The following is a 5,417-nucleotide window of genomic DNA, read 5'->3' on the forward strand; positions in this document are numbered from 1 at the left end:
TCCAGTCAGAGTTAAGAAGACCATACTCCACTAGCAATCTTTTGCAGTGGCGCTAGATGAGGTGTCTGGCATAGGAAATAGGCGAAAAATGCCCCGCCACAAGCACCAAGCAAGAAACCACTGGCAAATTCACTCCAGCCTTCTTTAGTTCCTAAGTCTTCTGGTGGATTGGGTGTTGTCAATGTTGCCTTAGGTTTGCCGGAGCCAGCCGCTCCATAAATAGATAAAGCAACTGTCAGAAGAGCCACTAAGCCAACTGTTGCCAGTAAACCAGCTGTGCTGGCATAGTCTGTCCCACGTAACGGACCTAGTAAGGCAAACGGTCCATACAGAAAGTAGCCATGAGCCATACCAACTTCTAGACCCCGGCGATTGGCTGAGAGCCCTTTACGGTAGGCTGGCAAGTTGTTGATGAAAGCTTTTGTGAAAGCAGAGGAATTAATTGGGGTGGCTAGATTACCCACTTGGGGATCTCCACCATGGTCAATTACATCCATCGTCATTGTAAATTTATCTCCTATAAAATCGGATAAACCCCTTGAGTAGTAATACTTTAGGGGGGAGAAAAGGAACTGAAAGAATCAGCACGAGTAATCGTCGCTGAGAAGTGCATCCTCTCGTAACGAATTATACGAGATATTGTTCTTTTTCCTAACCTTCTTAGTCAATGGCAAAAATTTTCGCCTTAGTTCTTTACGGTAAAATCACCTTTGCCAAACTATTGTAATCACCTAAAACCAACGGTTTTGATGACTAACCCCCTTTTAGCTTATTAGGTTTTTGTAACAAAAAGTAATTAATTTTTGTAAAGTTTATTGGGCAATTTTTGTTAAAAATCTTAATAATTATCGGACTGGCATAAACTTTCCAGTAATCTGAGCCATTGAAGAAACTGGGTCGGTGGTATAAAGGCGGGTTGGGATCACCCCTCTCATGCTATGAGGTGAAACGGGAAGTTAACCCAAATTGACTGGACTTGTGTGGTTTTGTCTAGGTCAACGACAGGTGTTGATGTCAATAGAGGAATGGCAGACTGATTAGAATTGACTCCATCAAAGACTCAGCAAGGGCAGAAGCAATCATCAGGTTTTTGCCACAGGTTGTCTCGGAAATTCCGAGGTAGATCAAGGTATTTCATAGTCGTGAACCATGATAGGATTAACTTGTCGAAAAAATCGATAAGCACCTACACAGAATTAATTACCTACTCCAAATTTATGTAACCCTTACCCTGCAAGGCTTTGAGTTTTGGAAAATGTGCAATTAATTTTGTTTACCTGCTTAGCTTCCTCCGCTGGGCATGCCCCACAACGAACATGCGCAGCATGAGTGTGGGATGAATCGCGGAGCATTAACTCGCTATAAACAGCCTGAAAAACGTTATACTAAAAATAGTAGGGAAAACAAATTAAGAGCTAACCGCCACCTACGTGCTTAAAAATAGAACTTATTGTATTGTTCCGGCGCGGAGGGGCATCCCGTGTCGTTAATAAAGCTTACCGAGTATCCTAAGCGATGGCTGGAGTTGGTAAGAAGCCCACACTGTAATCTTCGGCGAAGCCGACGCTACGCGAACGATAAGCGTGTGGGAGTATGTCACTAATCTACCCCTCTAGTAAGCGGGTATCTGCCGTTTTCCAGTCATCTGGATAGCAGTGCTGGGTCTTTAATGTAGAGCAAAGCCCTGCCTCGGCAGTGTAAGACCGGCACCTACTTCCGTAGGTAGAGGCTTACTTCCGATCAAACTGGCAACCAACACCATACCTGATTGGGTTGGTGTGGTGAAAGGTTAGTAAACAGCTAGAGAAAATGTCGCAGAGTCTACCAAAAACTCTTATTATTTGTTAGACTTAAATTAGGGTAACACCGACAGGGATTATTATGTAACTTAAATTAAAGCCGAAAACCAAGGGTTTAATAGTTGCGCTCTCGACCTACGGTGGAACCAACTTTGTTGACATTTTTATGGCGCTCGCGGGATATTCCGTCAGAGCTTTGGGAGATACCCCCTGGATGTGAAAGCATCTTGCATTGGCGGGCCTTGGTCTATCTTGGTAGACTTTGGTAGCTAAAAAGTATCGGTTAAACTTGTTACTGTATTAATTTGCAAATAGGAAAATAAGATATGACAGGCGCATACGCAGCTTCTTTCTTACCAACGATGCTAGTCCCCTTCATAGGCTTAGTTATGCCTACTGTAGTTTTGGGACTTTTGTTTATCCACATTGAAAGCGACGCTGACTAAACTAGCTAGAAGTCCTGCAGGATACCAGCCCCCTTTGTTCAAGGGAGTATTGGTGAGAGTTGGACTCAATCATGGGGGTTGACTACCGAGAAAGGGTCATCAATCCCCACATCCCTAGGGTTTTGGGCTATGCTTTTCGATTAGAGTAAAGTTAAGGCTTAGAGGGCTTTACAGTCTTCTTAGCAGGTTTGGGTGGTTGAGTTCGCCGATAACTCTTAAACTGACTAATCCCAGCACTGGCAGATTTAACCACATTACTATCTGGATCCCTTAATGCCCTTTCAAGCAAGGGTATAACTTTTTCAGATTTAATATTACTCAGGGCTTCAACAGCAGACTGTCGCACGGATGGTTGGGGATCTTGAATCAATTTGCCAATCAGCGGTATGGCCTGTTGAATTTCGGCTCTGAGTCCTTGAGCAGCAGCAATTTTCCCCAAGGCTGATGCAATTGAGCCACGAATGAGGCTTTCAGGATGATTGATGTACTTACTTAACTGGGGAATATCCCTGGCTTGACCATAATTTCCCAAAGCAGTTATGGTTTCACCTAAGTCGAGATCACTTTGACTGGGCTGAGCAGTAATACTTGGGGTTTCTGTCAGCACTGGTTGCTCTGGCTGACTGGGCTCAGGCAACATTTCGTCCTTGACCACGGGTTGAGGCTCGTCTTGATTGGTTTCTGCCTCTTCTAATAATTCGACTAATTCATTACCAGTTTGCGCGGAAGTTTCCTCTGTTTCATCTAGGTTCTTAACCTCGTCTGGTATTGGAGATTGATGCGCTTGTTCTAATTCAGCAATTTTTTGATGGGCTAACTCTAAATCAGCCTGATATTTTGCTTCCAAAGATTGCAGCTCTTGGCGAAAATTAGACTCAAGTTCTTCCTTTAACTCATGGGTAGCTTGTGTCAATTGTTCTTGATATCTTGCTTCCGAGGATTGGACACTTTCCAGAAGACTAGCATCAAGTTGTTGCTTCAGCTCATTAGTGGTTTGGGTTAACTGAGCCTGATAGTTTTCCTGTAAAGGTTGGGCAGCAGCAGCAGCGCTAGACTCTCCCTGCTGTTTGACTTCCTCAATTTTCTGATTTAATTGCTCTCGATAACTTTCTTGCAGAGCTTGAGAATTTTGTTCTATCCTAGTCTCATACTTATTTTGAAAAACTTCTAATTTTATGTCGGTTTGTTCGGATAGAAAATCCAGTTTATTTTGCAGTATAAAAAATACGATTGCCCCAACAACGGCTGCTGCAAGTATAGCTACAAGAATTGGTATCATGAGGGCTCCTCTTGGGGTTGATATTTAGTTGATTTTATCTGAAAGTGTGCCTGAAAACAGGGTTGTTGGGCAATAGCTTAAGGCGTCTGAAATCTTAAAAATTTGTAGAAATGGCCTGAACAGGGCAAGTGGGGATACACTGCTCACAGACAATGCAACGCGATCGCTTAAACTTCAATCTGAATGTCTCTAGCTCAAGACTAAGGGCTTGAGTGGGACAAACCCCAGTACATAAGCCACAATCGACACAACTATCCTCATCAATCAAAATCTCGCGACTTAGCAGGGAAACATCAATGTTTTGCGATCGCATCCACTCAATCGCAGCATCTAACTCATCAATGTCGCCAGATAACTCTAGCACAAGTTTGCCGATTTGATTGGGAGCGACTTGGGCCCGGATGATATTAGCAGCCACATTGAAATCCTTTGCCAGTCGGTAAGCCACCGGCATCTGAATCGCCCGTCGGGGAAAGGTCAGAGTTACCCGTTTTTTCATGGTGATTTGTGAAACTTTATCAGTAGACCAGTAAAAATTAACGTAACATTCCCACTCCTTGATAGTTAACAGTCAACAGTCAGCCGTCAACCGTCAACAAAAAACCTTTTAATCTGATCTACTTCTAAGTTGCTCAGCAGTTACGCCCCAAACCCTGCTATTGCCAGATTTATAACGAGAAACCGGGTTTTAAGGCTGTTGGTGCCTAAGTGCTCTTGTTGTAAAATGTAAACAATTATAAAGTTATAGCAAGAAAGTTGTAGCAAGATGGCTATTAATTCACCAGACTCAACTACACCATCCTCCTCCCCTTCAGTACCCACTAGTGGCAACCGGATCAGAAACTTTTTAATTGCCCTAGTAGCGATCGCACTGGGTGTTGCCCTATTCTTGGGATTAAAAACTGATACTAGTCTCGGTTCCTTGGAAGCCCAAGCTGAAGCATCTACCCCTCTAGAGGTGGCACTCAGCAATGGTAAGCCAACCTTGATGGAGTTTTATGCCAACTGGTGTACCAGTTGTCAAGCCATGGCAAAGGATTTGGGTCAACTGAAACAGCAGTATAAAACCAAAGTCAATTTTGTCATGCTGAATGTGGATAACAGCAAGTGGTTACCAGAATTGGTCAAGTATAGAGTAGATGGTATTCCTCATTTTGTATATTTTGATGAAGCCAGCACAGTGATCGCCCAAACTATTGGAGAACAACCCCGTCAAGTACTCGAAGCTAACTTAGATGCCATAGTAACCCATGTGCCTTTACCTTATAGCCAAGCTAGTGGTACGGTTTCGGATATTGACGATTCCCTGTCAGTTACAATCACTACTCAAGATGATCCTCGTAGCCATGGCAGTCAGGTAAAAGGCACAAGGTAAAAGGCACAAGGTATAAGGAAGCTTGCATAAAATTTATTAAGATTTTTGTAGCTTTATTTTCCCCTTTGCCCTTTGGCTTTCGCCCTTGAAGCTAATTTTCCGCTACAGTAAAGATTACCTGCTGACTAATAATCTGCCCCAGTTGCTAGAGGGTTGGTTGCTGATTGATTTGCCAAAATGTCTAGAAAATCCCTGTCAAGCTACCCACAGCCTTTACCCTCAGCCACCAAACCCCTTGACCTAGGTAAACGAAAGTCGATCAGACCGAGGGGAACTTTTAGACGACGCCTAAAATACATATATTGGCGCTTGGTTCGTATGCAAGGAAAACCAGAAGCGATCGCACGAGGTTTAGCATGTGGTGTGTTTGCTGGGTTCTTTCCGCTGTTTGGTCTCCAGTTATTTATAGGGATTTTGCTGGCGGTACTCTTGCGAGGGAACAAAATAGCTGCTACTGCTGGAACTTGGATTAGTAATCCCTTGACTTATGTACCGATTTTTGCATTCAACTTTCACGT

General features: G+C 43.5%; 6 protein-coding genes. 3 read left to right on the plus strand and 3 right to left on the minus strand.

Annotation, left to right across the window (positions count from 1 at the left end; genetic code table 11):
* Positions 1–11: 11 nt before the first annotated feature.
* Complete coding sequence (locus F6K57_RS35640; RefSeq protein ID WP_198954299.1) at positions 12–497, minus strand: photosystem I reaction center protein subunit XI; 486 nt, start codon at positions 495–497, stop codon at positions 12–14.
* 1,628 nt (positions 498–2,125) lie between these two features.
* Here F6K57_RS35640 and F6K57_RS35645 point away from each other — a divergent pair.
* Positions 2,126–2,245: a photosystem I reaction center subunit VIII gene (locus F6K57_RS35645; RefSeq protein WP_071986957.1), complete on the plus strand. Its 120-nt coding sequence runs from the start codon at positions 2,126–2,128 to the stop codon at positions 2,243–2,245.
* Between the two features lie 151 nt (positions 2,246–2,396).
* Here the strand turns inward: F6K57_RS35645 and F6K57_RS35650 are convergent, their stop codons facing one another.
* On the minus strand, positions 2,397–3,524 hold the full coding sequence (locus tag F6K57_RS35650; protein ID WP_293072746.1) for a HEAT repeat domain-containing protein: 1,128 nt from the start codon (positions 3,522–3,524) through the stop codon (positions 2,397–2,399).
* A 94-nt stretch (positions 3,525–3,618) separates the two neighbouring features.
* Positions 3,619–4,023: an NIL domain-containing protein gene (locus tag F6K57_RS35655; protein ID WP_293023286.1), complete on the minus strand. Its 405-nt coding sequence runs from the start codon at positions 4,021–4,023 to the stop codon at positions 3,619–3,621.
* A gap of 267 nt (positions 4,024–4,290) precedes the next feature.
* On the opposite strand from F6K57_RS35655, the gene F6K57_RS35660 reads away from it, so the two are divergent.
* Together F6K57_RS35660 and F6K57_RS35665 are read left to right on the plus strand one after the other, a co-directional pair.
* On the plus strand, positions 4,291–4,899 hold the full coding sequence (locus F6K57_RS35660) for a thioredoxin family protein (RefSeq protein WP_293036674.1): 609 nt from the start codon (positions 4,291–4,293) through the stop codon (positions 4,897–4,899).
* Positions 4,900–5,076: 177 nt separating this feature from the next.
* A partial coding sequence (locus F6K57_RS35665; protein ID WP_293072750.1) for a DUF2062 domain-containing protein occupies positions 5,077–5,417 on the plus strand: 341 nt, incomplete at its 3' end.

The sequence above is a fragment of the Moorena sp. SIO4A5 genome (genome assembly GCF_010672005.1).
Taxonomy (GTDB): domain Bacteria; phylum Cyanobacteriota; class Cyanobacteriia; order Cyanobacteriales; family Coleofasciculaceae; genus Moorena.

Coding starts and splice junctions, on each gene's coding strand:
- F6K57_RS35640 (WP_198954299.1), bottom strand. CDS start 497: ATGGATGTAATTGACCATGGTGGAGATCCCCAAGTGGGTAATCTAGCC.
- F6K57_RS35645 (WP_071986957.1), top strand. CDS start 2,126: ATGACAGGCGCATACGCAGCTTCTTTCTTACCAACGATGCTAGTCCCC.
- F6K57_RS35650 (WP_293072746.1), bottom strand. CDS start 3,524: ATGATACCAATTCTTGTAGCTATACTTGCAGCAGCCGTTGTTGGGGCA.
- F6K57_RS35655 (WP_293023286.1), bottom strand. CDS start 4,023: ATGAAAAAACGGGTAACTCTGACCTTTCCCCGACGGGCGATTCAGATG.
- F6K57_RS35660 (WP_293036674.1), top strand. CDS start 4,291: ATGGCTATTAATTCACCAGACTCAACTACACCATCCTCCTCCCCTTCA.